At 57.2% G+C, this 26451-nt stretch carries 26 protein-coding genes; 14 read left to right on the top strand and 12 right to left on the bottom strand.

Annotated elements, in window-relative coordinates:
* Nucleotides 1–75: 75 nt before the first annotated feature.
* From lpdA to mdh, 8 genes are all read right to left on the bottom strand, one after another.
* On the bottom strand, nucleotides 76–1464 hold the full coding sequence (gene lpdA, locus ACR0MJ_RS16280; RefSeq protein ID WP_170626175.1) for a dihydrolipoyl dehydrogenase: 1389 nt from the start codon (nucleotides 1462–1464) through the stop codon (nucleotides 76–78).
* 71 nt (nucleotides 1465–1535) lie between these two features.
* Nucleotides 1536–1805, bottom strand: coding sequence for a hypothetical protein (locus ACR0MJ_RS16275; protein ID WP_170395780.1), 270 nt, complete (start codon nucleotides 1803–1805; stop codon nucleotides 1536–1538).
* Nucleotide 1806: 1 nt separating this feature from the next.
* Complete coding sequence (odhB, locus tag ACR0MJ_RS16270; protein ID WP_170408343.1) at nucleotides 1807–3327, bottom strand: 2-oxoglutarate dehydrogenase complex dihydrolipoyllysine-residue succinyltransferase; 1521 nt, start codon at nucleotides 3325–3327, stop codon at nucleotides 1807–1809.
* A gap of 3 nt (nucleotides 3328–3330) precedes the next feature.
* Nucleotides 3331–6288, bottom strand: coding sequence for a 2-oxoglutarate dehydrogenase E1 component (locus tag ACR0MJ_RS16265; RefSeq protein ID WP_170513076.1), 2958 nt, complete (start codon nucleotides 6286–6288; stop codon nucleotides 3331–3333).
* Nucleotides 6285–6824, bottom strand: coding sequence for a DUF805 domain-containing protein (locus tag ACR0MJ_RS16260; protein WP_170408341.1), 540 nt, complete (start codon nucleotides 6822–6824; stop codon nucleotides 6285–6287). The genes ACR0MJ_RS16265 and ACR0MJ_RS16260 overlap by 4 nt, the downstream gene beginning before the upstream one ends.
* Nucleotides 6825–6858: 34 nt before the next feature.
* Nucleotides 6859–7740 (bottom strand): succinate--CoA ligase subunit alpha, encoded by an 882-nt coding sequence (sucD, locus tag ACR0MJ_RS16255; protein ID WP_010443702.1) that lies wholly within the window; start codon nucleotides 7738–7740, stop codon nucleotides 6859–6861.
* Between the two features lie 83 nt (nucleotides 7741–7823).
* Nucleotides 7824–9017 (bottom strand): ADP-forming succinate--CoA ligase subunit beta, encoded by a 1194-nt coding sequence (gene sucC, locus ACR0MJ_RS16250; RefSeq protein WP_170395786.1) that lies wholly within the window; start codon nucleotides 9015–9017, stop codon nucleotides 7824–7826.
* 309 nt (nucleotides 9018–9326) lie between these two features.
* Nucleotides 9327–10289, bottom strand: a complete 963-nt coding sequence (gene mdh / locus ACR0MJ_RS16245; protein WP_170353522.1) for a malate dehydrogenase — start codon at nucleotides 10287–10289, stop codon at nucleotides 9327–9329.
* A gap of 161 nt (nucleotides 10290–10450) precedes the next feature.
* Here mdh and ACR0MJ_RS16240 point away from each other — a divergent pair, with 161 nt between their 5' ends.
* On the top strand, nucleotides 10451–11206 hold the full coding sequence (locus ACR0MJ_RS16240) for a sulfite exporter TauE/SafE family protein (protein ID WP_480707112.1): 756 nt from the start codon (nucleotides 10451–10453) through the stop codon (nucleotides 11204–11206).
* On the opposite strand, the gene ACR0MJ_RS16235 is transcribed toward ACR0MJ_RS16240, so the two are convergent.
* Nucleotides 11203–11502, bottom strand: coding sequence for a hypothetical protein (locus ACR0MJ_RS16235; protein WP_170408338.1), 300 nt, complete (start codon nucleotides 11500–11502; stop codon nucleotides 11203–11205). The two genes, ACR0MJ_RS16240 and ACR0MJ_RS16235, sit on opposite strands and share 4 nt — an antisense overlap.
* A 175-nt stretch (nucleotides 11503–11677) precedes the next feature.
* Here ACR0MJ_RS16235 and ACR0MJ_RS16230 point away from each other — a divergent pair, with 175 nt between their 5' ends.
* The 11 genes from ACR0MJ_RS16230 to ACR0MJ_RS16180 all read left to right on the top strand — a co-directional run bounded on the left by ACR0MJ_RS16230 (nucleotide 11678) and on the right by ACR0MJ_RS16180 (nucleotide 20110).
* Nucleotides 11678–12535 (top strand): HpcH/HpaI aldolase/citrate lyase family protein, encoded by an 858-nt coding sequence (locus tag ACR0MJ_RS16230; protein WP_170408337.1) that lies wholly within the window; start codon nucleotides 11678–11680, stop codon nucleotides 12533–12535.
* Between the two features lie 6 nt (nucleotides 12536–12541).
* Nucleotides 12542–13096 carry an NnrU family protein gene (locus tag ACR0MJ_RS16225; RefSeq protein ID WP_170395794.1) on the top strand — a complete coding sequence of 185 codons (555 nt, stop codon included), beginning with the start codon at nucleotides 12542–12544 and terminating at the stop codon, nucleotides 13094–13096.
* A gap of 12 nt (nucleotides 13097–13108) precedes the next feature.
* Complete coding sequence (locus ACR0MJ_RS16220; protein ID WP_480587258.1) at nucleotides 13109–13315, top strand: DUF1737 domain-containing protein; 207 nt, start codon at nucleotides 13109–13111, stop codon at nucleotides 13313–13315.
* Nucleotides 13315–14343 carry a MaoC family dehydratase gene (locus ACR0MJ_RS16215; RefSeq protein WP_480761757.1) on the top strand — a complete coding sequence of 343 codons (1029 nt, stop codon included), beginning with the start codon at nucleotides 13315–13317 and terminating at the stop codon, nucleotides 14341–14343. Before ACR0MJ_RS16220 ends, ACR0MJ_RS16215 begins: the two co-directional genes overlap by 1 nt.
* Before the next feature lie 66 nt (nucleotides 14344–14409).
* Entirely contained in the window at nucleotides 14410–15081 is a 672-nt protein-coding gene (locus ACR0MJ_RS16210) for a DUF1194 domain-containing protein (protein ID WP_480454258.1), read from the top strand.
* Between the two features lie 207 nt (nucleotides 15082–15288).
* Nucleotides 15289–15672 (top strand): succinate dehydrogenase, cytochrome b556 subunit, encoded by a 384-nt coding sequence (gene sdhC, locus ACR0MJ_RS16205; RefSeq protein WP_170395798.1) that lies wholly within the window; start codon nucleotides 15289–15291, stop codon nucleotides 15670–15672.
* A gap of 13 nt (nucleotides 15673–15685) precedes the next feature.
* Nucleotides 15686–16069 carry a succinate dehydrogenase, hydrophobic membrane anchor protein gene (locus ACR0MJ_RS16200; RefSeq protein ID WP_170395800.1) on the top strand — a complete coding sequence of 128 codons (384 nt, stop codon included), beginning with the start codon at nucleotides 15686–15688 and terminating at the stop codon, nucleotides 16067–16069.
* A gap of 12 nt (nucleotides 16070–16081) precedes the next feature.
* Nucleotides 16082–17890 carry a succinate dehydrogenase flavoprotein subunit gene (sdhA, locus tag ACR0MJ_RS16195; RefSeq protein ID WP_170395802.1) on the top strand — a complete coding sequence of 603 codons (1809 nt, stop codon included), beginning with the start codon at nucleotides 16082–16084 and terminating at the stop codon, nucleotides 17888–17890.
* 12 nt (nucleotides 17891–17902) lie between these two features.
* Nucleotides 17903–18682 carry a succinate dehydrogenase iron-sulfur subunit gene (locus ACR0MJ_RS16190; RefSeq protein WP_170408332.1) on the top strand — a complete coding sequence of 260 codons (780 nt, stop codon included), beginning with the start codon at nucleotides 17903–17905 and terminating at the stop codon, nucleotides 18680–18682.
* Nucleotides 18683–18819: 137 nt separating this feature from the next.
* A complete protein-coding gene (locus ACR0MJ_RS16185; protein ID WP_170395806.1) occupies nucleotides 18820–18960 on the top strand; it encodes a hypothetical protein in 141 nt (46 codons plus the stop codon).
* Between the two features lie 286 nt (nucleotides 18961–19246).
* Nucleotides 19247–20110: an urea carboxylase-associated family protein gene (locus ACR0MJ_RS16180; RefSeq protein ID WP_480571522.1), complete on the top strand. Its 864-nt coding sequence runs from the start codon at nucleotides 19247–19249 to the stop codon at nucleotides 20108–20110.
* A 12-nt stretch (nucleotides 20111–20122) separates the two neighbouring features.
* On the opposite strand, the gene deoD is transcribed toward ACR0MJ_RS16180, so the two are convergent.
* From deoD to ACR0MJ_RS16165, 3 genes are all read right to left on the bottom strand, one after another.
* Complete coding sequence (deoD, locus tag ACR0MJ_RS16175; protein WP_170395810.1) at nucleotides 20123–20833, bottom strand: purine-nucleoside phosphorylase; 711 nt, start codon at nucleotides 20831–20833, stop codon at nucleotides 20123–20125.
* An 18-nt stretch (nucleotides 20834–20851) separates the two neighbouring features.
* On the bottom strand, nucleotides 20852–21163 hold the full coding sequence (locus tag ACR0MJ_RS16170) for an H-NS histone family protein (protein WP_170736686.1): 312 nt from the start codon (nucleotides 21161–21163) through the stop codon (nucleotides 20852–20854).
* A gap of 115 nt (nucleotides 21164–21278) precedes the next feature.
* Nucleotides 21279–23246: a protein meaA gene (locus ACR0MJ_RS16165; RefSeq protein WP_170626168.1), complete on the bottom strand. Its 1968-nt coding sequence runs from the start codon at nucleotides 23244–23246 to the stop codon at nucleotides 21279–21281.
* Nucleotides 23247–23391: 145 nt separating this feature from the next.
* Between ACR0MJ_RS16165 and ACR0MJ_RS16160 the strand changes: the two genes are divergently transcribed.
* Entirely contained in the window at nucleotides 23392–24774 is a 1383-nt protein-coding gene (locus ACR0MJ_RS16160; protein WP_480761756.1) for a 1-acyl-sn-glycerol-3-phosphate acyltransferase, read from the top strand.
* A gap of 111 nt (nucleotides 24775–24885) precedes the next feature.
* A complete protein-coding gene (gene ccrA / locus ACR0MJ_RS16155) occupies nucleotides 24886–26172 on the top strand; it encodes a crotonyl-CoA carboxylase/reductase (RefSeq protein ID WP_480761755.1) in 1287 nt (428 codons plus the stop codon).
* The last annotated feature ends 279 nt before the right edge of the window (nucleotides 26173–26451 follow it).

The raw sequence follows: 26451 nt of genomic DNA, 5'->3' as shown, positions 1-26451 counted from the left end.
CACCTGCCGCAAATGGTTTTGAGCGACACGGGGTGCCGCTCAAGGAGACTAGGTAGAGGACCTGCTCAGGTTTGGTCAGCTATGAATTGGCCCGTCACCACAGGCGAGCGCTGCCTCGCGCACTGCTTCGGAATAGGTCGGGTGAGCGTGACAGGTCAGGGCCAGATCTTCGGCTGATGCGCCGAATTCCATGGCGACGCAAACCTCGTGGATCAGGTCTCCGGCCGCGGGGCCGATGATATGCGCGCCCAGAATGCGATCGGTTTCTTTGTCTGCCAGAATCTTGACGAACCCGTCGGCTGCGAAATTCGCCTTGGCCCGGCCATTGCCCATGAACATGAACTTGCCGACCTTGTAGGCGCGGCCCTGTTCTTTGAGTGTCGCTTCGGTCTCACCCACATTGGCCACCTCGGGCCAAGTGTAGATGACCCCCGGAATGACACCATAGTTCACATGACCATGCTTGCCTGCAACCTGCTCGGCTGCGGCCATGCCCTCGTCTTCAGCCTTGTGGGCCAGCATCGGGCCTTCGGTCACGTCGCCGATGGCGTAGATGCCCGGCACGTTGGTCTGCCAATCACTGCCGACCTTGATCTGGCCGCGCGGGGTCATCTCGACGCCCAAAGCGTCCAGCCCCAGCCCATCCGAATATGGCTTGCGCCCGGTGGCCACCAGCACAGTATCGGCATCGATGACATGCTCGCTGTCATCCTTGAGCAGCTTGTACGTTACCTTGGCTTTGGTCTTGGTGGCTTCGGTCTTTTGCACCGCAGCGCCCATGACGAACTTCAAACCCTGTTTCTTCAGGATACGCTGGAAAGTCTTCTGAACCTCGGGGTCCATACCCGGCGTGATTTCCTTGAGGAATTCGATCACCGTCACCTCTGCGCCCAAACGGCTGTAGACCGAGCCCAATTCAAGCCCGATCACACCGGCACCGATCACAATCATTTTCTTGGGAACTTTGCCCAGAGACAACGCGCCAGTCGAAGTCACCACGACCTTTTCGTCAACCTCGACGCCAGACAGTGCCGATGGCTCAGAGCCCGAAGCGATAATGATGTTCTTGGTCTCATGGACCTCATCACCAACCTTGACCTTGCCTGCAGCAGGGATTGAGCCCCAGCCTTTCAGCCAATCGATCTTGTTCTTCTTGAACAGAAACTCGATGCCCTTGGTGTTGCCATCGATGACCTCGTCCTTGTAGGCCTGCATCTGCTTCCAATCGACCGAAGGTGACTTCCCCTTCAGACCCATCTTTGCAAAGTTGTGTTCGGCTTCGTGCAACTGATGGCTGGCATGCAACAATGCTTTCGAGGGGATGCAGCCCACGTTCAGGCAAGTCCCACCCAGCGTCTCGCGCCCCTCGACAACTGCGGTTTTAAGGCCCAGTTGGGCGCAACGGATGGCGCAGACATAGCCGCCTGGTCCGGCGCCGATTACGATGACGTCATAATTTGCCATTACATTCTCCTAAATCGACCGGCTGATCCGGCAGCGTCCCGATCCGGTATGGCGGGTCGGGTACCTATATTTCAAACGGGTTCCAGCAGCTTGATTGATATATGCGCAATGCCGCCGCGTTCATGGTGCATCGCCAGTTCTTCGGACCCAAAAAAGGCTTTGGCCTTATCCAGATTCATAACCTCGAACATCGCTATCGCATGATCCCGCTGATCTGGATCGCGCCAGACATGCAGGTCGCGGATACCCGCGGCCTTGCGCATCGGTTGATCCTCGCGGAACACCTTCAGCCAGGCATCGAAATCGGCCACATCGGCTTGCCACAGTACATGAGTCGCCATCTTACAGATCCATCAGCAGGCGACGCGGGTCTTCCAGCGCCTCTTTTACGCGGACAAGGAATGTCACAGCACCCTTGCCGTCCACAATACGGTGATCATAGGACAGCGCCAGATACATCATCGGGCGGATTTTGATCTCACCATTGATGACCATGGGACGATCCTGGATCTTGTGCATGCCCAGAATGCCCGATTGCGGCGGGTTCAGGATCGGTGAAGACATCAGCGAGCCGTAGACGCCTCCGTTCGAGATCGTGAAAGTGCCGCCCTGCATTTCCGCCATCGAGAGTTTACCATCACGGGCGCGCTTGCCCTTTTCGGCGATGGCTTTCTCGATCGCTGCGAAAGACATCGAGTCCGCATCCCGGATGACTGGAACCACCAGCCCTTGCGGCGTACCTGCGGCCACACCCATATGCACGAAGTTCTTGTAGACGATGTCATTGCCGTCGATCTCGGCATTCACTTCGGGCACTTCTTTCAGCGCATGACAGCAGGCCTTGGTGAAAAAGGACATAAAGCCCAGACGTACGCCATGCTTCTTCTCGAACTGGTCCTTGTACTGGTTGCGCAGGGCCATCACCTCGGTCATGTCCACCTCGTTATAGGTGGTCAGGATCGCGGCGGTGTTCTGCGCGTCCTTCAGGCGCTTGGCGATGGTCTGGCGCAGACGGGTCATGCGCACGCGCTCTTCGCGGCTCGCATCCTCGGCAGCCACAGGCGCGCGCGGAGTTTGGGCAGCGGGGGCGGGCACAGCCGCCGCAGGCGCTGGGGCCGTAGCTGCTGCAACTGCCTTTGCCACGTCTTCTTTCATGATACGACCATCGCGTCCGGTGCCAGTGACCTGATCCGCAGACAGACCAGCTTCGGCCATCGCTTTCTCAGCCGATGGAGCGTTGGACACGTCTTTACCTGTGCTGGCTGCAGCCGGAGCGGCGACGGCCGCCACCGGAGCCGCTGCTGCACCTGCGGCTGCGCCCGAGATCACCGCCAATTTGGCAGAAGCATCGACCGTGCTGCCTTCAGGCGCAACGATTTCAGCCAGAACGCCTGCCGCCGGGGCAGGGACCTCGACCGAGACCTTGTCGGTTTCCAATTCGCACAGCATTTCATCCTGTGCAACGCTGTCGCCGACTTGTTTGAACCATGTCGAGACTGTAGCCTCGGTGACGGATTCACCCAATGTCGGCACCATCACATCTACACTGCCGCCTGATGCTGCGGGTGCCGCTGCCGCCGGGGCCGGGGCCGGGGCCGCCGCTGCTGGAGCAGGCGCAGCCCCTTCGCCCGCCGCTATCGTGGCAAGCAGGGCATCGACGCCCACGGTCTCACCTTCGGCTGCAACGATCTCGCCCATCACGCCAGCAGCGGGTGAGGGCACCTCGACCGTGACCTTGTCGGTCTCAAGTTCACATAGCATCTCATCTACGGCGACTGCATCGCCGGGTTTTTTGAACCATGTCGCAACGGTGGCTTCGGTGACAGACTCGCCCAGCGTGGGAACACGAACTTCAATCGTCATCGTTTACTTTCCTTCAATGCTCAGCGCTTCGTTCACCAGCGCTTCTTGTTGGGCTTTGTGTTGGCTGGCCAGACCCGTCGCGGGCGAGGCCGAAGTTGCGCGACCGGCATAGACCGGACGGGTGTGTTTTGCGCCAATGCGGGTCAGAACCCATTCGATATTGGGCTCAATAAAGGTCCAGGCCCCCTGGTTCTTGGGTTCTTCCTGACACCAGACCATCTCAGCCCCCTTGAAGCGCTCAAGCTCGTTGATTAGCGAATGCGCAGGGAAAGGATAATACTGTTCGATCCGCATCAGGTAGATGTCGTCGATGCCACGCGCGTCGCGTTCCTCAAGCAGATCAAAATAGACCTTGCCCGAGCACATGACGACCCGCTTGATCTTGTCATCTGCCACCAGTTTAGTGTCCGAGTTGCCCTGTTGAGCATCATCCCACAGCACCCTATGGAAGCTCGAGCCTGTGGTGAATTCCTCGGCCTTGCTGACCGCCAGCTTATGGCGCAGCAGCGACTTCGGCGTCACCAGGATAAGCGGCTTGCGGAAGGTCCGGTGCAATTGACGGCGCAGGATGTGGAAATAGTTCGCAGGCGTTGTGCAGTTCGCCACGATCCAGTTGTCCTGACCGCACATTTGCAGAAACCGCTCAAGCCGTGCAGATGAGTGTTCTGGGCCTTGCCCTTCGAACCCATGCGGCAGCAGCGTGACCAGACCAGACATCCGCAGCCACTTCGATTCACCCGAACTGATGAACTGATCGAACATGATCTGTGCCCCGTTGGCGAAATCGCCAAACTGTGCCTCCCAGAGAACAAGCGCGTTGGGCTCGGCCAGTGAATAGCCATACTCGAACCCAAGCACCGCGTATTCGGACAGCATCGAGTCAATCACGTCATAATGTGATTGGCCCTTGCGGATATTGTTCAGCGGGTAATACCGTTCCTCGGTTTCCTGATGGACAAATCCGGAATGGCGTTGGCTGAACGTGCCACGCGTCGCGTCCTGTCCGGCCAAACGTACAGGGTAGCCTTCGGTCAGCAGAGAGCCAAACGCCAGAGCCTCGCCCGTTGCCCAGTCAAAGCCGGTTCCGTTTTCGAACATCTGTTTCTTGTGGTCCAGCAACCGGCCCACGGTTTTGTGCATCGCAAAACCTTCGGGGGCGCTGGTCAGAGCGGTGCCGATCTCGGCCAGCGTCTCTGGTGTAATTGCGGTTTCACCGCGCATGTATTCGTCTTTATGCTTGTCCAGATGCGACCAGCGCCCATCCAGCCAGTCGGCTTTGTTTGGCTTGTAGTCTTTCCCGGCATCGAACTCTTCATTCAGATGTGCCTGAAAGGCCGCCTTCATGTCTTCAATCTCGCCTTCGGGGATAAGCCCGTCCCTGACAAGGCGCTCGGTATACAACGACAACGTGGTTTTATGCGTCTTGATCTTCTTGTACATGATCGGGTTGGTGAACATGGGTTCGTCACCCTCGTTATGACCAAACCGGCGGTAGCAGAAGATATCCAGCACCACGTCCTTGTGGAACTTCTGGCGGAACTCGGTCGCCACCTTGGCGGCATGCACCACCGCCTCGGGGTCGTCGCCATTCACGTGGAAGATCGGAGCCTCAACCATCAGCGCGATATCCGTGGGATAAGGGCTGGAACGGCTGAAATGCGGCGCGGTGGTAAAGCCGATCTGGTTGTTTACCACGATATGCATGGTGCCGCCGGTCTTGTGCCCCTTCAGGCCCGACAGGCCAAAGCCTTCGGCGACAACGCCCTGACCGGCAAAGGCCGCATCACCGTGCAGGAGGATGCCCATGACCTTGGTACGGTCCTCGTCGTTCAACTGGTCCTGCTTGGCGCGGACCTTGCCCAGAACGACAGGGTTTACCGCCTCAAGGTGTGAGGGGTTCGCCGTCAGCGACAGGTGCACGCTGTTGCCATCAAACTCGCGGTCGCTGGAGGCGCCGAGGTGATATTTCACGTCACCTGACCCATCTACGTCCTCAGGCTTGAAGCTGCCGCCCTGAAACTCGTTGAAGATCGCGCGATAGGGCTTGCCCATCACATTGGCCAGAATGTTCAGACGACCCCGGTGTGGCATACCGATGACGATATCGCTGAGGCCCAAGGCGCCGCCGCGCTTGATGATCTGTTCCATCGCAGGGATCAGCGCCTCGCCACCATCCAGACCAAACCGCTTGGTGCCCATGTATTTCACATGCAGGAATTTCTCGAAACCCTCGGCCTCGACCATCTTGTTCAGGATCGCCTTGCGGCCTTCCTTGGTGAAGGCGATTTCCTTACCGAACCCCTCGATGCGTTCCTTCAGCCACGCGGCCTCTTCCGGGTTCGAGATATGCATGTATTGCAGCGCGAAGGTGCCGCAATAGGTCCTCTTCACGATCTCGACGATTTGGCGCATGCTGGCCATCTGCAGGCCCAGCACGTTGTCAATAAAGATCGGTCGATCCATGTCAGCATCGGTGAACCCGTAAGTCTTCGGGTCCAGCTCGGGATGCGTACTGGCGGCGCGCATGCCCAGCGGGTCCAGATCAGCTGCCAGATGGCCCCGGATACGATAGGCCCTGATCAGCATCAGCGCCCGCAGGCTGTCCAGCACCGCGCGCTTGATCTGGTCATCACTGACCTCAACACCCTTGGCCGCCGCCTTATCCTTGATTTTGTTGCCCGCTGCTTTGGCGTCGATCTCGGCCCACTCGCCAGTCAACGCACCCGTCAGATCATCGGCAGGCATCGGAGGCCAATCGCTGCGCGCCCACGAAGGGCCCTCGGCCTCGCGCTGCACATCCGGCGCGTCATCGCCCATGGCCTTGAAGAACTCGACCCAGGCTGCGTCGACCGCACCGGGGTTCTTGGTGTACTGGGCATAAAGCTGCTCCAGATATTCGGCATTATGCCCCTGCATGAAGCTTGAGGCATGAAAGGCGGTGTTGGGCGAGTGTTCGGTCATTGGGCTACCTCATATGGGTTGGGACCGTATTGGTTGGTGCCTGGTTCGCTGGGGCGGGTCAGCCACCACAGAACCAGGAGGGGCGACACAAACAGGACAAGAAGTGTCGGAATGACAATAAGAAGAGTTGCGCGGGTGAACAGGATATCCAACGTGCCGCCATGGAACTGGCTGGCAAGGCCGATGCCAAAGATCAGGACGGCAAGCGCACCAAGTATCAGCAGGATCGGCAGCAGAGCATAAAGCCCGCTGCGCCCGGTATCATGCATCCGCCGCCATGCAACGGCCAGATGCGGGAAGAAGACAATCAGGCTGACGATGCTTTGGACCGGGCCTGTTGAGGTGGCCGTGACGGATTTGGATGTTTCGGTTTCAGTCACTGCGACCTGAGTGAAGAACTGCCAGTCGATGATCCCGGCAATGATGCTCCAGATCACGATGAACAGGAAAAAAAACCAATATTCGGGCCGCGAGGCACGGCCCGAAAAGGTGAAAAACTTGGAGAAACAGGTTTTAATGGCTTCGCCGAAAGTCATGTTTACCGCTCCTCCCAAAGCAGTCAAATTCTGGTCAACCGATGGCTTCCAGCACAGCTTCACCCAGCTGCGCCGGGCTTTCGGCCACGACGATACCAGCCGAGCGCATGGCTTCGATCTTGTCCTCGGCGCCGCCTTTGCCGCCGGCGACGATGGCGCCCGCGTGGCCCATGCGGCGGCCAGGAGGGGCCGTGCGGCCCGCGATGAACCCTGCCGTGGGCTTCTTGCGGCCTTTCTTGGCCTCATCCGCCAGGAACTGTGCAGCTTCTTCCTCGGCCGAGCCACCGATTTCACCGATCATGATGATCGACTCGGTTTCGTCATCCGCCAGGAACCATTCCAGCACGTCGATATGCTCGGTCCCTTTGATCGGGTCGCCGCCGATGCCGACGCAGGTGGACTGGCCCAGACCTACATCGGTGGTCTGCTTGACGGCCTCATAGGTCAGGGTGCCCGAACGCGACACAACGCCGACCGAGCCGCGCTTGTGGATGTGGCCGGGCATGATGCCGATCTTGCAGGCGTCGGGCGTGATGACACCGGGGCAGTTCGGGCCGATCAGGCGCGAGTTCGACCCTTCCAGCGCACGCTTCACCTTCATCATGTCCAGAACGGGGATGCCTTCAGTGATGCAGACGATCACTTCCATCTCGGCATCAATCGCCTCGAGGATCGAATCCGCTGCAAACGGCGGCGGCACGTAGATCACGCTGGCATTGGCTTCGGTCACATGCTTGGCCTCGTGGACCGAGTTGAACACGGGCAGGTCAAGATGTGTCATCCCGCCTTTGCCGGGGGTCACGCCGCCGACCATCTTGGTGCCATAGGCGATGGCCTGTTCGCTGTGGAATGTGCCCTGCGAGCCGGTAAAGCCCTGACAGATCACTTTGGTATTTTCGTCGATGAGGACTGCCATCTGGCGTTCTCCTTTATACGGCAGGCTTCTGCCCGCCAAAATCTTGGGAAAGGCGGGCTGACGCCCACCCTACGGGATGACACTCAGCCTTTGACGGCCTTCACGATCTTCTCGGCACCGTCTTTCAGGTTGTCCGCCGCGATCACATCGAGGCCCGAGGTGTTGATGATCTCTTTGCCTTTCTCGACATTCGTGCCTTCCAGACGCACGACCAGCGGGACCTGCAGGCCCACCTCTTTCACCGCGGCAACGACGCCCTCGGCAATCACATCACAGCGCATGATGCCGCCGAAGATGTTGACCAGAATGCCTTTGACGTTCGGATCCGAGGTGATGATCTTGAACGCCTCGGTTACTTTCTCTTTGGTCGCGCCACCGCCCACATCCAGGAAGTTGGCAGGCTCGGCACCGTAAAGCTTGATGATGTCCATCGTGGCCATCGCCAGACCGGCACCGTTGACCATGCAGCCGATCTCACCGTCCAGCGCGATGTAGTTCAGGTCGTATTTGGACGCTTCCAGTTCCTTGGGGTCTTCCTCGGTCGTGTCGCGCAACTCGGCAATATCCGGGTGGCGGTATACCGCGTTACCATCAAAGCCGACTTTTGCGTCCAGTACTTTCAGGTCGCCCTTGTCCGAGACGATCAGCGGGTTGATCTCCAGCATCTCCATGTCCTTCTCGACGAAGGCATTGTAGAGCTGGTTCATCAGCTTGACGCATTGTTTGACCTGCGCGCCTTCCAGTCCCAACGAGAACGCGATGCGGCGGCCGTGATAGGGCTGATAACCAGTGGCGGGATCAACCGAGAAGGACAGGATTTTCTCAGGCGTCGCAGCGGCCACCTCCTCGATGTCCATGCCGCCTTCGGTCGAGCATACGAATGAGATACGGCTGGTCTGGCGGTCCACCAGCAGGGCCAGGTAAAGTTCACGTTCGATGCCCGAACCGGCTTCGATGTAGATGCGGTTCACTTGCTTGCCTGCGGGGCCGGTCTGATGGGTGACCAGCGTGCGGCCCAGCATCTTTTTGGCTTCTTCGGCGGCTTCTTCCACCGATTTGGTCAGACGGACACCGCCTTTTTCACCGGCGTCGGCCTCTTTAAAGGAACCCTTGCCGCGACCACCCGCGTGGATTTGCGCCTTGACGACCCAAAGCGGCCCGTCCAATTCACCGGCTGCGGTTTTGGCTTCCTCGGCGCGCAGAACTGCGCGACCATCGGAGACCGGAGCGCCATAGCTGCGAAGAAGCGCTTTGGCTTGATATTCGTGAATGTTCATCGAAATTGTCCCGTCTGACTACGATTACACCGTTATAGGGGTGTCTAAGCGCCAAAATTAAAGAGTTTTTTGACGGGTCACGGGAAATTGTCGAAGATTTTCAGTATTTGTGATCACAGGTTTTTGGGGTGTGATCACAAAAATTGCGGGGCGTGGAAATTGATTCGATGATCCGGGATCATGCCCACAAAACACATTCATAGATGAGTTTTGCGACGTTTGCGCGAACATCTTTTAGCCAGCTTGGCACCGTGTAAAAGAAAACCGGCCCGTGAAGAGGGCCGGTTCATTGGTTCTAGGGTTCGTGACTTAGGCCAGCGAGCTGTCGATACCCTTGCATGCTTCGATCAGGCCCTTAACGGCATTGACCGAATTGTCGAAACCGGCCTGTTCTTCTTCGTTCAGCTTGATGTCGACGACGCGCTCGATGCCACCTGCACCGATTACGGTAGGCACGCCGACATACATGCCGTCGACACCCAGTTCGCCGTTGCAATAGGCAGCACAGGGCAGAACGCGTTTCTGGTCTTTCAGGTAGGCTTCGGCCATTTCGATCGCCGAAGTCGCCGGTGCATAGAAAGCCGAGCCGGTCTTCAGCAGGCCAACGATTTCTGCGCCGCCGTCACGGGTGCGCTGAACGATGGCGTCCAGTTTTTCCTGCGTGGTCCAGCCCATCTCTACCAGATCGGGCAGCGGGATACCGGCAACGGTCGAGTAGCGCACCGAAGGCACCATCGTGTCGCCATGGCCGCCCAGAACAAAAGCGGTGACGTCGCGCATGGACACATTGAACTCTTCCGACAAGAAGTGTGCGAAACGGCCCGAGTCCAGAACGCCCGCCATGCCGCAGACTTTGTTGTGCGGCAGGCCCGAGAATTCACGCAGCGCCCAAACCATCGCGTCCAGCGGGTTGGTGATGCAGATGACGAACGCATCCGGAGCGTTTGCGGCGATGCCTTCACCGACCGATTTCATGACCTTCAGGTTGATGCCCAGCAAGTCGTCGCGGCTCATGCCCGGCTTGCGCGGCACGCCAGCGGTGACGATGCAGACGTCGGCACCGGCGATGTCCTCATAGGACTGGGTGCCCTTCAGTTTGGCGTCGAAGCCTTCCGAGGGGCCGGATTCGGCGATGTCCAGCGCCTTTCCTTCCGGGGTGCCTTCGGCGATGTCGAACAGCACGACGTCACCAAGTTCTTTCATTGCAGCGAGGTGGGCGAGCGTGCCGCCGATCTGACCTGCGCCGATCAGCGCGATCTTGGGTCTGGCCATTTGGAATATCTCCGGTCGGTTTTGAAATCGCGGTTGTGCTAGTCGCAAAAGCGGCGTCACGCAAGCCTTCTGCGGCGCGGCATGCCACCGCATACCGTTTGCACCCACCCCGCCGATTGCGCTAAACCGCCTGTGAATCATGCATATTTCCGGGGTGCCTGATGTTCGACATGAACCTGATGTTTTTTGCAGTGGCGATCCCGGCGGTGATCTTCGCGGGCATCTCGAAAGGTGGGTTCGGCTCGGGAGTGGCGTTTGCATCTTCGTCGATTCTGGCTCTGATACTGACGCCAGGACAGGCGCTAGCGCTAATGCTGCCGATACTGATGGTGATCGATCTGGCGACGTTAAAGCCGTATTGGAAACGCTGGAGCTGGCCGGATTCGCGCCTTCTGATGTTGGGCGCAGTACCCGGTATCGCGCTGGGCGCGTGGCTTTATCGTGCGACGGATGACGATCTGCTACGTCTGTTGATTGGCGGAATATCGGTCGGTTTCGTGATCTGGCACGTTGCCCAGACCAGAGGCTGGGTGCGGGGTTTTGCCAACCGGTTGCCTCCATCGGCGGGCCTGTTTGCCGGGCTTATCGCCGGATTCACCAGCTTTGTCAGCCATGCGGGCGGCCCACCCGCCGCCGTGTACCTGCTGTCACAACGCCTGACGAAAACCGAATTTCAAGCCTCGACCGTGCTGGTCTTCTGGGTAATCAACGCCGTCAAATTCGTGCCCTTCGCCTATCTGGGCCTCTTCACCTGGCACACAGCCTTGGCAGACCTCTTGCTGACCCCGTTTGCGATCCTCGGGGCCTGGCTGGGCGTCCGGGCGCATTTCATGCTCTCCGAACGATTGTTTTTCAACATTGCCTACGTCTTGCTGACCCTGACGGGAAGCAAACTTATTTGGGATGCGCTGGTTTAGGCGTTGGGCGGCAATGCTTCGGCCAGTGTTTCATAAGACTGGCCTGAGGCGATCAGGCAGGTCACACCTTCCGGCAAGGTCACAACAATGGTCCAGCTGCCGGTTTGGTCCGAGGCAAAAACCTCCATCACCGCTCCCCGACGCGCAATACCGATGCCTCGTCGGGTTTCGCCATATGACTTTGTCAATCGCTTGATCACGTCTTCGCGTGGCGCACAATTCTGTGCGCTGACTTGTTGCGCTGCCAGTACCATGATGCCCAAGCCAATCGTCATTTTCAGCATAATCGTTTTCATTGGTCACCCCTTTCAAGCTCTTCCTCAAAGCAGCGTGCCGTAGGCAAAAGGACATCGCGTTAAGGCAACGCACGTTGCGCAGCGCAGGAAATGCTGCGCTGCGGCGATTTTGTTCTTGAACTTTCCGTCAAAAAATGCCCCATTCCGCGCAACATTATTTCAATGGGAGAGTCCAGTGGACCCGCGCCAACGCCCCTATCGCTCGGTACTATACATCCCCGGCTCGCGTGAACGCGCGCTTGATAAGGCCCGCACATTGCCGGTGGACGCCATCATCTTTGATCTTGAAGACGCGGTTGCGGCTGATGAGAAAGAGAACGCGCGCGAGACCCTCAAGGCGGCTTTGGCCGCCGGAGGCTATGGCGCTCGGGTCAAGATCGTGCGGATCAACGGGCTTGATACCGAATGGGGGCGCGCGGATGCCGAAGCCGTGCGCGAGATGGATGCAGATGCCGTTCTGTTGCCAAAGGTGAGTTCTGCTGCGCATGTGGATGCGCTGACCTCAATCACCGGAGACCTGCCGATCTGGGCGATGATGGAGACGCCGCGCGGGATGCTGAACGCAGCCGAAATTGCCGCACATCCGCTGATGGCAGGCTTTGTCATGGGGACCAACGATCTTGCGAAAGAGCTTCAGACGCGCTTCCGCCCCGACCGTTTGCCGATGATGACCTCGCTTGGCCTGTGCCTGTTGGCGGCCAAGGCAGAGGGGCTGATCATCGTCGATGGCGTCTACAATGCCTTCAAGGACACCGACGGTCTGGCCGCCGAGTGTGCCCAGGGCCGCGACATGGGCTTTGATGGCAAAACCCTGATCCACCCGGCCCAGGTCGACATCGCAAACTCCGCCTTTGCCCCTTCCGAGGATGAGATTGATCTGGCTCGCCGTCAGATTGCCGCTTTCGAGGAAACCGAGTCGCAGGGGCAGGGGGTCGCCGTTGTCGATGGCAAGATTGTTGAAAACCTACACGTTGTAACTGCCCGCGAAACTCTGGCAAAAGCAGAGGCGATAGTAGCTTTGCAAGCGGGGTAAGCCAGTATGGGCTTTGTTCTTCTGATCCTTGGTGTGGCACTTTGGTGGGCCGCACATCTTTTTAAGCGCGCGATGCCGGAACGACGTGCCGCCATGGGCGACGCGGGCAAGGGCGTCGTGGCGCTCGCCTTGGTGGCCTCGGTATTGTTGATGATCTTCGGTTATCGCATGACCGATTTCATATATGTCTGGGCGCCGCCAACCTTTCTGATTCACGTCAACAACCTGCTGGTGTTGATCGCGTTCTATCTGGCCAGCCCTGCGGGAACCAAAGGTCGCCTGTTGAACAAGGTCCGTCACCCCATGCTGGGTGGCTTTAAACTCTGGGCATTTGCGCACCTGTTGGTGAACGGTGATCTGGCCTCGATCATCCTGTTTGGTGGCTTGCTGGCCTGGGCAATTGTCGAAGTGATCGTGATCAACAAATCCGAACCAGACTGGGCGCCGGGCGAACCCGGCACATACGGCAAAGATGCCATGTTCTTTGTGGGCTCCATCGTGCTGCTGGGCGTTGTGGGCTATATTCACGGGCTGGTTGGTCCGTCTCCGTTTGGTGGATAAGGGGCCTAATCAATGGCGAAACTTTATCGTTTGTTGACCGAGGAAGACACATCAGCCTTCTGCCACAAGGTCTCGGACGCGTTGGCAATGGGATGGGAGCTTTATGGCGACCCGTCCTATGCCTTTGACGCCGCAAATAACGTGATGCGTTGCGCGCAGGCTGTGACCAAAGAGGTCGCCGCTGATTACACCCCCGACATGAAACTGGGACAGCAATAATGGCAAAAACCAATCCGGGTAACTTTTTCGAGGATTATTCAGTCGGGCAGATCCTGCATCACGCCGTGCCGCGCACGGTGACGGATGGCGAGCGCGCGCTTTATCACGCGCTCTATCCCGCGCGACACGCACTCTATTCCTCGGATGAGTTCGCCCGGAATTGTGGCCTGCCGCAAAGTCCGATTGACGATCTGGCGGCCTTCCATGTGGTGTTCGGTAAAACGGTTCCCGATATCTCGCTGAATGCAGTCGCCAATCTGGGTTATGCCGAAGGGCGCTGGCTGCAACCGGTCTACCCCGGTGATACGCTGCGCGCTGAATCTGAGGTGATCGGCCTCAAGCAGAACTCGAACGGCAAAACAGGTGTCGTCTGGGTCCGCACCCGCGGGCTGAACCAGCGCGACGAAGTGGTGATCGAGTATGTTCGCTGGGTCATGGTGCGCAAATCAAACCTCGATGCGCCTGCACCAGAGACGGTGGTGCCCAATCTGAAAAAGGCGCTTGATGTCAGCGATCTGGTGGTACCGCAGGGGCTCGATTTCTCGAAATACAATTTTGTACAATCCGGCGAAAACCACCGCTGGGATGCGTACAACACGGAAGAAACGATTGATCACGTCGATGGCGTGACCGTCGAAGAGGCCGAGCACATGCTGGCCACCCGCCTGTGGCAGAACACCGCCAAAGTGCATTTCGACCTCACCTTCCGACCAGAGGGGCGGTTGATCTATGGCGGCCACGTTATCTCAATGGCGCGTGCCTTGTCGTTTAATGGCCTGGCGAATGCGCAGATGATCGTTGGTCTGAACGGAGGTGCCCACGCCAACCCTTGTTTCTCGAGCGATACGATCAAAGCCTGGTCCGAGGTTTTGGACAAGGCCGAGACCGGAACTCCCGGAATCGGTGCCATCCGCTTGCGCCTTGTTGCGACCAAAGGCGGCGAGCCTTTCACTTTGCGCAATGACGAGGGGAGATATCTTCCTAACGTTCTGCTAGATTTGGATTATTGGGCTCTTATGCCGATGTAGCCAATGCCTTCTGGCGGCTGACATTCAAGTGATCACGGTCCGCGAAATCCATGCTACGCTTGGCGCATGATGATGTTTCGTGCGCTCGCCGCCAGCCTGTATCTGGCATCTCAGGCCTATGCTTGTGATTTGGCTCTGGCCTTGGCCGTAGACGTTTCAGGCTCGGTTGATTCCGAGGAATATCGTATCCAAATGGACGGTCTTGCCGCAGGTCTGCGGGACCCTATCGTATCCGAGGCCTTGGTGCGCGGACAGGCTCGGCTGATGCTTGTGCAATGGACAGGCAGTTCTCGCCAGAGGATCACGATCCCCTGGACCCGGATCGATAGTTTTAACACCCTGGACCGTTTTGCTGATCAGGTCGCAGCTGACCCTCGTGTCTGGCGTAACTTCTCAACTGCGATAGGTGAGGCGCTCGATATGACGGTTGCCAGCTTTGACGACGTGCCCGAATGCGAAAGGCATCTTATTGATCTTTCGGGCGACGGAATTTCGAATGAAGGAATCGAGCCGTCGACCATCCACGCCAAACTGCGGGATCGCGGCATCACCGTGAACGCGATCGCGATTGAAGAAAGTGAACCCGATCTGACAGCCTATTTCTTTGAGAACGTCATCGTTGGCGAGGGGGCCTTCGTTGTCTCTGCAGCAGGCTTCGCGGATTATCCCGAACGTATTCGCAAGAAGCTTTTACGCGAGGTGACACAGCAGACTGCAGGGCTGACGCCGCTCCAATAATAGATTCGTGATCACATTGCTTTTTCATTGAAAACGCTAACATTGGCGGTATCGAATGTGATTTGTGATCACGAGAATATTTTGTGTGATCACAAACACGGCTTATCAGCGATTTTGCGTTAAATTTACTGGATTTTGCACCTGCAGCGCGTGACAGAGTCGTAAAAAACAGTAAAACGTTCGGTAGCCAACCGAAAAGGAGCCAACATGGCCGATGTAAATCGAGGCAACCGCCCGCTTTCTCCACATTTGACGATCTATCGTCCACAGATGACGTCCATATCTTCGATTATGGTGCGCATCACGGGTCTTGCGTCTTTTGGTTTGGCTTTGTTGGTCGTCTGGTGGTTACTTGCTGCGGCCACATCGGAAAGCGCCTTTGAGCTGATCAATGGATTGATGACCAGTTTCCTGGGGGATCTGATCATGTTCGGCGCGGCTTGGGCCATTTTCTATCACATGCTGGGCCGTTTGCGGCACGTCATCTGGGATCTGGGATATTGCGTGAATGTTGAAGTGTCCGAGAAGATGGGCATTGGCATGTTCGTGCTGGCAACTGTTCTGGCTCTGATCACAGCCGTAGCGCTTTAAGGGGAGGTTCGCGATGCAGTTTCTCACAGACCGTAAACGCGCACAGGGCATGGGGGCCGGACGTGCAGGTACACATCACCACTGGCAAATGATGCTCAGCTCGGCGGCATTGGTCATCCTTGTTCCGCTGTTTGTATTTACCTTCGGGCACGCCCTAGGTGGAACCTACGAAGAGGCTCTGGCCTATTACAGCCGCCCGTTCCCGGCGATTATCATGGGTCTGACACTGGTTGTTGTCGTCCCGCATTTGTTGCGCGAAGCCCAGGAAGCGATTGAGGACTACGTGCATGGCGTCGCGGAAAAGCTGGCGCTGATGGCAGCGCAGGCTTTTGCATACACACTGATTGCTGCGGGTCTGTTTGCGCTCGCGCGTCTGGCTCTCGGATATGCGCAGTAAGGAACAAGAACAATGACAGCAGCATATGAATACGAAACCCACGAATATGACGTGGTGGTTGTCGGTGCCGGTGGCGCGGGTCTGCGTGCAACATTGGGCATGGCCGAGCAGGGTTTGCGCACCGCTTGCGTGACGAAGGTATTCCCGACCCGGTCACACACAGTGGCCGCCCAAGGCGGCATTGCGGCGTCCTTGTCGAATATGGGGCCAGACCATTGGCAGTGGCACATGTATGACACCGTCAAGGGCTCGGACTGGCTGGGTGACACCGATGCGATGGAATACCTGGCGCGTGAAGCACCCAAAGCCGTATATGAGCTAGAACATTACGGAGTGCCATTCAGCCGGACCGAAGAAGGCAAGATCTATCAGCGCCCATTTGGTGGCCACACCACCGAATTTGGCGAAGGCCCCGCTGTGCAGCGGACCTGTGCCGCCGCCGACCGGACCGGTCATGCGATCCTGCACACGCTGTATGGTCAGTCGCTGAAGAACAACGCCGAGTTCTACATCGAGTATTTCGCCATTGATCTGATAATGTCTGAGGACGGACAGTGTCAGGGTGTCGTGTGCTGGAAGTTGGACGACGGCACAATGCACGTCTTTAACGCCAAGATGGTTGTTCTGGCGACCGGCGGCTATGGCCGCGCCTATTTCAGTGCAACCTCGGCACATACCTGCACCGGCGACGGTGGCGGTATGGTGGCCCGCGCGGGTCTTGCGCTGCAGGATATGGAATTTGTTCAGTTCCACCCAACCGGCATCTACGGATCGGGCTGCCTGATCACCGAAGGTGCACGTGGTGAAGGCGGATACCTGACCAACTCGGAGGGCGAGCGGTTCATGGAGCGCTACGCGCCTCAGTACAAAGACCTCGCGCCGCGCGACTACGTTAGCCGTTCAATGACCATGGAAATTCGCGAAGGGCGCGGACATGGTGACAACGGCGACCACATCCACCTGAACCTCAGCCATTTGCCAGCCGAAGCTTTGGCGGAACGCCTACCGGGCATTTCAGAATCTGCGCGCGTTTTTGCAGGGGTTGATGTTACCAAAGAACCGATCCCGGTTCTGCCGACCGTGCACTACAACATGGGCGGTATCCCGACGAACTATTGGGGTGAAGTTCTGAACCCGACAGCCGACAACCCGACCGCCGTGGTCCCTGGCCTGATGGCTGTGGGCGAGGCCGGGTGTGCCTCGGTTCACGGGGCAAACCGTCTTGGTTCAAACTCGCTGATCGACCTCGTGGTCTTTGGCCGCGCGGCGGCGATCCGAGCGGGCAAAGTTGTGGATGCCGACGCGTCGAACCCGGTTCTGAACCAGGCCTCTGTCGATAAGGCGTTTGACAGGTTCGATGCGGCGCGCAACGCCAGCGGCGCAATTCCAACCGCAGATCTGCGGCTTGAGATGCAGCGCACCATGCAAGAGGACGCGGCGGTTTTCCGCACCTCGAAGACCATGGCTGAGGGCGTCGAGAAGATGACCGCGATCGCCGCCAAGATGGATGATCTGAAGGTTTCTGACAGATCGTTGGTTTGGAACAGCGATCTGATGGAGACGCTCGAGCTTACCAACCTGATGCCAAGCGCGCTCGCCACCATCGTTGGTGCTGAGGCGCGTAAGGAATCCCGCGGTGCGCACGCCCATGAAGATTTCACCGAGCGCGACGATGAGAACTGGCGCGTCCACACGGTCAGCCGTGTCGATGGCAATAAAGTAGAGCTTAGCTACCGTCCGGTTATCGTTGATCCGCTGACGACCGAAGACGAGGGCGGCATAAGCATGAAAAGAATCGCGCCCAAGGCGCGGACGTTCTAAGGAGAGGAACTTATGGTACAACTGACCCTCCCCAAGAATTCCCGGATCACCACCGGTAAAACCTGGCCCAAGCCCGACGGCGCGACCAATGTGCGCAAATTCCAGATCTATCGCTGGAACCCGGATGATGGCCAGAACCCGCGCGTCGATACTTATTTCGTCGATATGGATACTTGCGGCCCGATGGTTCTGGACGCTCTGATCAAGATCAAGAATGAGATCGATCCGACTCTGACCTTCCGCCGTTCGTGCCGCGAAGGCATCTGCGGGTCCTGCGCGATGAACATCGACGGCATTAACACGCTGGCCTGTATCTATGGGATGGATGAGATCAAGGGCGACGTGAAGATCTACCCGCTGCCCCATATGCCGGTGGTCAAGGACCTGATCCCTGATCTGACTCATTTCTACGCCCAACACGCCTCGATCATGCCGTGGTTGGAGACTAAGACCAATCGTCCGGCAAAAGAGTGGAAGCAATCCATCGAAGACCGCAAGAAATTGGATGGTCTCTATGAATGTGTGATGTGTGCCAGTTGCTCGACCTCGTGCCCCAGCTACTGGTGGAACGGCGACCGCTATCTCGGCCCTGCCGCGCTGTTGCATGCTTACCGCTGGATCATCGACAGTCGGGATGAGGCCACCGGTGAGCGCTTGGATGAGCTGGAAGATCCGTTCAAGCTGTATCGCTGCCACACCATCATGAACTGCGCCAAGACCTGTCCCAAGGGTCTGAACCCGGCCAAAGCGATTGCAGAAATCAAGAAGATGATGGTGGACCGCGCGGTCTGATCACGCACCAAAACAAAGCACTTGCCGGGTTGCGGCAAGTGCATGCCGCCTCTGCAAAACTATGCGATGCGCTTGTACGAGCGCGGATTTAAAGTCCGCGCAGGGAGGAGTGATGAGTTCGAAAAAAGGTCACTCCGATGAACATGCAAAACCAAAAACACGACGCGGCCAAAGCGTTGGAATTTCTGGAGCAAGCTTGGGCCTATTATACGCCCGAGCCGAAAGTTCCGGCCAAAGACGAAACACCAGAATTGTTTGAATATGCGAACGCGGCTTAACCGTGTCGCGCGGGCTTGAAAATTACGACACAATAGGCAATGCAGAGCTATGCCCGTTCTATTGCTTCTGCTCGCCGCTGGCGTTTTTGCCTATTTTTTCTGGCGGTCCCGCACGTCGTCTCTGACGCGCGACTGCAGGTGGCGGCAACATCGAAGCGAGGGCCAGTGGCGCTGTGCTTACTGTGGCGCGGTGTCAAAATCTGATGTTGAGCCCACACAGTGTCTGAAGGGACAATAGCTGCTGTTGGGGGTTTCCCACCGGGCCGAACTGCGCCACTCTCGGCCCATGTCAGAATCTCGGAATACTCCCCGCCCACCCATGGATGCAGATGCGCGCCGCGCGATTGCGCCCGTTATTTGCTACCCGAATGAAGGGCTACCAAAACCCGATCTAGGGCTCTATCAAACTGCGCGTGATACAGCGCACAAAACGGGTGAGGTGTTGGTGCCACCGCGAGATGCGCGATGCTTTGAGGTGCCTGCAGGGCATTTCTTTAGGATCACTTCTGTTGAAGGATCGCAAGTTGGCGATCTAAACCTGTGGAACCTCAACGACCTTTCCGAGCGGTTCTATTCCGGCAAGACGCGCGCGTTGCATGGCACACATATCACCGTGGGTGAGCGCATGTGGTCGAGCTTTCCACATATGCGACCGATGGCGACAATCATTGCAGATACGCTGGGGTGGTACGGAATCGATGATTTCGGCGGGTCGGTGCACGATGTGATCGGGACCCGATGTGATCCCTATACCGGTAATCTGCTAGCTGGATCCCAGTACCATCACTGTTGCCATTCGAATCTGACACGCGCGCTGGCGGATCATTTGGGCGTCTCTTTGGCCGAAGCCGAGCCTGCGGTACATGATGTATTGAACGTGTTCATGTGCACCGGTTTCACGCGTGATACCGGGCAGTATTTCATGAAAGCCTCACCTGTCCGTCCGGGAGACTATCTTGAGTTTTTCGCCGAGATTGACCTGCTGGGAAATCTAAGCGCGTGCCCGGGCGGTGATTGCTCGTCCGAGCATTCATCGGATACAGCATCGTGTTATCCCCTGCTGGTAGAAACCTTTGCCCCGGCTGAAGGTGCGCTTGAGGGATGGCGCAGCCCCGCGCGCAACGGATATGACCGCACGCACGGGCGCTAGATATCGCGCAATTCAGCTGTCCGGGAACGCCGCCTGCAGCGCGATTTCGACCATGTCGCCAAAACTGCTTTCTCGGTCCGAGGAGGGCAGGGCTTCGCCGGTCAACAGGTGGTCCGAGACTGTCAGTACCGCCAATGCGCGGCATTTGTGACGCGCGGCAAGGATGTAAAGCTCTGCCGCTTCCATCTCGACACCCAAAATACCGTGCCGAACCATTTGTTCGTTCAGGTCCGGGCGTTCGTCATAAAAGACATCGGATGAATAGATGCCGCCAACATGGGTTGGCGTACCTTTGGCTTGTGCAGCCAATGCTGCAGACTGCAAAAGACCCCAATCCGCGCAAGGGGCGAAGTTCATTTCTCTCATGATCCCGCGCGAAGGGGTGCTGAGTGTGGTCGACGTCATCGCCAGAATAACATCACGCACATTCACACTGTCTTGCATCCCGCCACATGACCCGATCCGGATCAGAGTTTTGGCGCCGTAGTCACGGATCAATTCGTTCACGTAGATCGACAGAGACGGCATCCCCATGCCACTACCCTGAATGGTAACACGATTTCCTTTCCAGGTGCCGGTGAACCCCAGCATGCCACGCACTTCGTTTACCAGCTTCACGTCTTCAAGAAACGTTTCGGCCGCCCATTTTGCGCGATACGGGTCGCCGGGCAAAAGAACGGTTTCGGCAATCTCGCCTTTTTGGGCTCCAATATGGATAGTCATTTTGCCACTTGCCCCCGATCAGATTTCCAGATCAGTAATATCGGCACCGGCTTTTATGGCGTCATGAACCCACTGCGGTTTGCGGCCCCGCCCGGTCCAGGTTTGCGACGGATTGTTCGGATTCTGATATTTCGCTTTAGATGATTTTACCGACTTAGTGCTGTCTCCTGACAATTCAGACAACGAAAACCCATATTCCGCCGCCGCCTTTTCGGCGGCTTTCAACGCTTCTTTTCGCTCACGCACTTCGGCGGTTTTTAGCGCCTTTTCGACCCGATTGCGCAATTCGAGCAGTTCTTTGCGCGACATTTTTTCAAGATCGATTGCCATAATCTTCTCCATTTCGGCTATTCCCCTACTTATTGCAGGGGAAATTGAATAAACCCGAACCTATCTATTCCCATTTTACCGGAAATAGAAATGGAGATTTCTGTAATATGATTTTCTATTCAGCCGCAATTTCCGTTGGGTCAACCAATGTGACGATATCGCCCATGATTGCATTCAATTCGAAATTTTTCGGCGTATAGATTTTCGATACACCCATGGAACGCAATTGATCCGCGTCCTCATCGGGGATGATCCCACCTACAATGACGGGAATATCGCTTAGCCCTGCTGCTTTCAGCCGCGTCATCACGTCCTTCACCAAAGGCAGGTGGCTGCCAGAGAGGATCGATAGACCAATCACATGCGCTTTGTCTTCTTGTGCCGCAGTTACGATTTCTTCGGGCGTAAGACGAATACCTTCGTAACTGATGTCCATGCCACAGTCGCGTGCGCGGAAGGCGATCTGTTCGGCTCCGTTCGAGTGTCCGTCCAGACCAGGTTTGCCAACAAGAAACTTCAGCCTGCGCCCCAGACGGTCGCTTACCGCATCTACGGCTGCGCGCAAGTCTTCCAGACCTTCGGTTTTGTTCGAAACAGATCCCGAGACGCCGGTTGGTCCACGATATGTACCGTAGGCCTTGCGCATTTCCTCGGCCCATTCGCCAGTTGTGACACCGGCCTTGGCCGCAGCGATTGAAGGTGCCATCACGTTGGCACCGGATCGCGCTGCTTCGCGCAATGCTTGCAGCGCCGCGGCCACTGCTGCGTCATCCCGATCCGCACGCCAGTCGTTCAAGCGCCCGATTTGTTCCTGTTCAACCGCCGGGTCGACGACCATGATGCCGCCATCCTCGGTCTGCAAAGGCGAGGCTTCGCCCTCGGTCCATTTGTTTACGCCAACGACGACGGTTTCATTGCGTTCAATACGGTTCAGGCGCTCGGCATTGGACTCGACCAGCCGCGATTTCATGTATTCGATCGAGGCTACCGCGCCGCCCATCGATTCGAGATTAGCCAATTCGGCTCGTGCGCCATTTTTAAGTTCTTCGACTTTGGCGTCGACAACCGGATTGCCGTCGAACAAATCGCCATATTCCAGCAGATCGGTTTCATAGGCGAGGATTTGTTGCATCCGCATCGACCATTGCTGATCCCAGGGACGAGGCAGGCCGAGCGCTTCGTTCCATGCAGGCAACTGCACCGCACGTGCGCGGGCACGTTTGGATAGCGTCACCGCAAGCATTTCAATCAGTATGCGATAAACGTTGTTTTCCGGCTGCTGTTCGGTCAGCCCCAGCGAGTTTACCTGAACGCCATAACGGAATCGGCGGAACTTGGGGTCTTCAATGCCATAGCGCTGCTGCAGAATTTCGTCCCAAAGATCCACAAAGGCGCGCATTTTGCACATTTCGGTGACAAACCGGATGCCCGCATTCACAAAAAACGAAATCCGCCCGCAGAGTGCCGGGAAGTCTTCAGCTGGAACGCGCGGGCGAAGTTCGTCCAGCACTGCAATGGCAGTCGCCAGAGCATAGGCCAGCTCTTGCTCAGGCGTCGCGCCTGCTTCTTGCAGGTGGTACGAACACACATTCATCGGGTTCCATTTGGGCACGTTATCGTAGCAATATTCGGCCACGTCCGCGATCATCTTCAGCGATGGCTTTGGTGGGCACACATAAGTGCCGCGGCTCAGGTATTCCTTGATCAGGTCGTTCTGGACGGTCCCCTGCAATTTCGAGACATCCGCGCCCTGTTCCTCGGCAACTGCGATATAAAGCGCCAAAAGCCAAGGAGCAGTCGCATTGATCGTCATCGAGGTATTCATCTGTTCCAGCGGAATTTGATCGAACAGAACCCGCATGTCCCCCAGATGGCAGATCGGAACCCCAACTTTTCCAACTTCGCCGCGCGCCAAAGTGTGATCGCTGTCATACCCTGTTTGGGTTGGCAGATCGAAGGCCACGGACAGGCCGGTCTGACCTTTGGCCAGGTTCGCACGATAAAGCGCATTTGACGCTTTGGCCGTTGAGTGACCGGCATATGTACGGATGAGCCAGGGGCGATCTTTCTGCAACTGCGTCATGGGTCGTGCCTCGCGGATCGGTGGGTAACAAAATTACGTTCTATGGTGGTAAATAGTAATTTTCAGTACATGTCAATTCGCTGCGTTGCGGCATCGACGGTTTCTGCAGATTGTGGGTGGTCGCGTTTGATGGCACTGTGCCCGAATGATGCAGACTGTGGAAATCCCGCTTTGGCTGTTTGTGCTGATCGTGCTGTTTGCCGCGGTCACATTTGCCTCGCATTTTTTGTTTCCGTCGGTGCGCTGGTTTTTCCGCCGCCGCCTTGAGCGCGCCGTCGCACGGTTGAACAAGCGCCTTCAGCGCCCGATCCAACCGTTCAAATTGGCGGGGCGGCATGACATGATTCAACGGCTTATCTATGACCCGCAGGTTAGCCGGGCGGTGCAGCAGCATGCCAAAGAAGAAGGTGTGCCTGACGCTGTTGCCTCAGAATTGGCACGGCGTTATGCGCGCGAGATTGCGCCCTCATTCTCGACAGTGGCCTATTTCAGCATCGCGATCCGTTTTGCCCGCATGCTGAGCAACGCCTTTTACAAGGTGCAGTTGGGTTACGAGGACAAAGCCGCGCTGGACAATATCGATCCCGATGCGACGGTCGTTTATGTCATGAACCACCGCAGCAATATGGATTACGTACTGGTCACCTATCTGGCGGCAGACCATTCGACCTTATCCTATGCTGTGGGCGAATGGGCCCGTGTCTGGCCACTAAGTCGATTGATTCGCGCGATGGGGGCTTATTTCATTCGCCGCAAGTCGGGTAGCGACCTATATCGACAGGTCCTTGCAAGCTATGTAAGACACGCGACCGAAGCGGGCGTGACGCAGGCCATGTTCCCTGAGGGCGGGCTGAGTCTGACTGGCAAACTGGGGCGCCCCAAGCTGGGATTGTTGAAGTATATCCTTGACGGAGTCGAACCGCAGGGGCGGGATGTGGTGTTTGTTCCGGTTGCTTTGAACTATGATCGGGTGCTTGAAGATACCGTATTAACAGCGGCAGCGAAGGATAGTGAACGCCGCTTCCGCGCGCGGATCGGGGTTATCACCCGCTGGTCGCTCAAGCAGATTTGGCGCAAGCTCGTCGGGCGCTACAAGAGATTCGGGATTGCCTCGGTGCGGTATGCGACACCGATTTCTCTGAAAGAATTTCGAGTCGCGCACGAACGGGACCTAACGACCGATCTGGCCCGCGAGTTGATGCGCAGGATCGGTGCCGCAATTCCCTTTGTTCCAGTGCCTGCAGCGTGTCGGCTGGTTCAGGAAGAAGGTGAAATGTCAGAGCAGGAGTTGAAGGCGCGTTTGCTGACGTTGGGCGGCGACGCGGTTGCCCAGGATGATGGAGAGGCTGTTGACGATGCCATCAATCAGTTGGTCGAGCGACGGATTCTGCGTCGCGAGGCTGGAGTGTTGCGCCCATCAGGCGAGCGATCAGAGCTGCTTGCTTATTACGCGGCAGCATCAGAACCCGTTGTTCGGGCTGAGAATGATGCAAGTGCAGAAAATATTTCTGCAACTGCTGGGTCATAAAATTACAAAATAGATACCAGTAACGGTTGCAATATTACTCAGAGGCTAATATCTCGTCTTTGGAAAGCCGCGATTCTGCGGCGCGGCAACAGTTGGAAAAAGGAGGCCAGCATGGCTTTGGATGTCGACAGCGGTATCGCGTCGTATGAGGCGCCGGAAAAGGACCTCTACGAGATGGGTGAAATCCCCCCGATGGGGTACGTTCCCAAGCAAATGTATGCCTGGGCCATCCGGAAAGAGCGCCACGGTGAGCCAGACACAGCGATGCAGCTGGAAGTCGTTGATGTCCCGAAGCTGGACAGCCACGAAGTGCTGGTTCTCGTTATGGCGGCGGGTGTGAACTACAACGGCGTCTGGGCATCGCTTGGCAAGCCGATCAGCCCGTTTGATGGCCACGGCCAACCCTTTCACATCGCAGGTTCAGATGCGTCGGGCATCGTCTGGGCGGTTGGTGACAAAGTGAAGCGCTGGAAAGTCGGCGATGAAGTCGTGATTCACTGCAACCAGGACGATGGCGATGACGAACACTGCAACGGTGGTGATCCCATGTATTCGCCCAGCCAGCGCATCTGGGGATATGAGACACCTGATGGCTCGTTCGCGCAGTTTACAAATGTTCAGGCACAGCAGCTGATGCCGCGTCCCAAGCACCTGACCTGGGAAGAAAGCGCCTGCTACACGCTGACCTTGGCAACAGCCTATCGGATGCTTTTTGGGCACGAGCCGCACGATCTGAAGCCGGGCCAGAACGTCCTGGTTTGGGGCGCATCGGGCGGTCTGGGCTCTTACGCGATACAGTTGATCAACACTGCGGGTGCCAATGCGATCGGCGTGATATCGGATGAAAGCAAGCGTGAGTTTGTGATGGACCTTGGCGCCAAAGGCGTCATCAACCGCAAGGATTTCAACTGCTGGGGTCAGCTGCCCACGGTGAATACTACGGAATATGCTGAATGGTTCAAAGAAGCCCGCAAGTTTGGCAAGGCCATCTGGGATATTACCGGCAAAGGTGTGAACGTCGACATGGTGTTCGAGCACCCCGGCGAAAGCACATTCCCGGTGTCCACTTTTGTCGTAAAAAAGGGAGGTATGGTTGTGATCTGCGCCGGGACCACTGGCTACAACCTGACCTTCGACGTGCGTTACATGTGGATGCACCAAAAACGCTTGCAGGGCTCGCATTTTGCGCATCTCAAACAGGCTTCGGCTGCAAACCAGCTAATGGTCGAGCGCCGCTTGGATCCGTGCATGTCCGAAGTGTTCACTTGGCAGGATCTGCCTGAGGCGCACATGAAGATGATGCGTAACGAACACAAGCCGGGCAACATGTCGGTGCTGGTTCAGGCTCCGCATACAGGCATGCGCACCCTTGAAGAAGTATTGGCTGCCCGCGACTAACGGTCTCAGGCGAACAGCAGCTGCAACACCCGCAGGGCGCACACACGCCTTGCGGGTGTTCATCGTTTCTATCGATGATTATGCATTTTCAATGCTTTAAGAAATCGCCCCCCGCTATTTCTGGGGAGTAGAAAGCAGCGAGTAGGCCGAATTGGTCTGCACATGTTATGGTTGTGTTAACCCTTCGTTAACTATTTCGGGGACACCCTGATGGCGCAAAATGAGTGGATTTTGGACGTTCTGTCGGACCTCAACGCCTTTGCTGTGGCGAATGGGTTG

This window comes from Ruegeria sp. C6 (assembly GCF_056537625.1).
This window is presented reverse-complemented; position numbering and strand designations above follow the sequence as displayed.